The organism is Campylobacter sp. B0100352/1, assembly GCF_020135855.1.
GTDB classification, from domain to species: domain Bacteria; phylum Campylobacterota; class Campylobacteria; order Campylobacterales; family Campylobacteraceae; genus Campylobacter_D; species Campylobacter_D taeniopygiae.
The window spans coordinates 1-1,573 of the sequence record NZ_JACHTP010000062.1 but is presented as its reverse complement, the minus strand read 5'-3'; the positions used below and the strand labels follow the sequence as shown (position 1 = coordinate 1,573).

At 26.9% G+C, this 1,573-nt stretch carries 2 protein-coding genes and 1 pseudogene; 1 reads left to right on the top strand and 2 read right to left on the bottom strand.

What is annotated here, in order from left to right; all coding sequences use genetic code 11:
- Positions 1–638, bottom strand: a 638-nt coding sequence (locus tag H2279_RS08475) for a Cj0814 family flagellar-dependent secreted protein (protein ID WP_442862195.1), incomplete at its 3' end; no start/stop codon positions are given.
- A 10-nt stretch (positions 639–648) separates the two neighbouring features.
- On the opposite strand from H2279_RS08475, the pseudogene H2279_RS08470 reads away from it, so the two are divergent.
- Positions 649–1,221, top strand: a pseudogene (locus tag H2279_RS08470) (DNA adenine methylase); the annotation flags it as partial.
- A 39-nt stretch (positions 1,222–1,260) separates the two neighbouring features.
- Here the strand turns inward: H2279_RS08470 and H2279_RS08465 are convergent.
- The gene (locus tag H2279_RS08465) at positions 1,261–1,542 is read right to left on the bottom strand and encodes a hypothetical protein (protein ID WP_337196272.1); all 282 of its coding nucleotides are present in this window, start codon (positions 1,540–1,542) and stop codon (positions 1,261–1,263) included.
- Between the last annotated feature and the right edge of the window lie 31 nt (positions 1,543–1,573).

The following is a 1,573-nucleotide window of genomic DNA, read 5'->3' as shown; positions in this document are numbered from 1 at the left end:
TTTTGACTTCTTTTAATGTAAAGTTGTATTGAAAGACGTTCTTCAAGAGGAATCCATTCATCAGGATTGCTTGAATCTTTATAAAAAGCACTTTGAATTTTGTTTTTATTCATAAAATTTTGAAAATCATTACATTCTGCTTCGCTAACATTTTTATCAACTAAAATTTTTCCAAGCAATTGAGTATCGCCCTCTAAAAAATTAGTTGTTGCACCATAAAGTTGGGAATTTAAAAAGCCCATTAAAACTCCGCCCTTATCTATACTTCCATCTTCATTAATATAAGCATTTTTGTTTAATCTTGTATCTCCATTATTACTAAAAATATTATCAGTATTAATATCTTCAAAATATGAACCATTCCAAGTATTGAAACTAGCATATATTGTGTCTTGAGAGAAATCTATTTTTTCATATTCGTCTTTGGTAAAAGTTTTAGTAACATTTAAATTTTTGTCTAAATAAAAAGCATAAGGCATATTTGCTAATTCTTCTTCACTAAGACTTGAATTTGAAGTTTGAGGCATAAGTTGTGAAAGAACTTTGTAAGCATTTCCTATGGTTTTAGCTATGTCTATAGAAATATGAGTTGCATAAAAATATCTATCTCCTGTTTCCCATTCTACAAAACTTTCCATATCTTTAGCATACCTTTGTATAAGAAACAAACCGCAAAGTTTAGCTAATATTTTAAATTCTATGATAGTCAGTAGAAAATTCTTTTATATGTTAAGAAACAAAGAAATCAAGCCAAAAAATGACTTAGAAAGGGCTGCTTTTTATTTTTATCTTATCAATACTTCTTTTGGATCAAGCATGGGACAATTTGCTATGAGTAAGCAAAGAGCACCTAAAAGATTATATAGAGACTTTAGTTTGCATACAAAAAGAATTAAAAATGCAAGCATAGAAAATAAAAGCTTTGAATATATTTTAAAAGAGTATGATTACAATGAAGCTTTATTTTATTTGGATCCGCCTTATGTTGGAACTGAGAGTTATTATAAAAATGTGCCTTGTTTTGGCTTAAAAGAACACGAGCTTTTATGTAATTTACTTAAAAATATCAAAGGTAAATTTATGCTTTCTTATAATGATTGTGATTTAGTAAGAGAGCTCTATAAAGATTTTAATTTTAAGCAGTTAAAAGTAAGGTATTCTCTAAATAACAATGTTTCAAAAAGAAAAGAGAGTAAGGAGCTTTTGATTATGAATTTTTAAATTATAACTAGAGAATGTTTTTAAAATATTTTCTAATTCTTAAAGCAAAGAAGTTAAAAATTCTAAAATTTCTTTGCTCGCATTTGTTTCATCTTCTAAATCTTCTTTTTCTAAGGTAGCACCATATTTCATTAAAAGTAAAATGGCTCCAAAATTATTATGAGTAATAGCATAAAATATAGGTTTATCTCCCATACATTCTTTAGTAGCACTCATGCCATTTTTAAGATATTCTAAAACAAGATCATTATCGTGATTGCAAATTGCACTCACAAATCTTTTAGTAAAATGTGCTTTGATATCATTTTGAATTAGTGTCATTTTTATCTCCTTTTGTTTTTATGGAGACAAC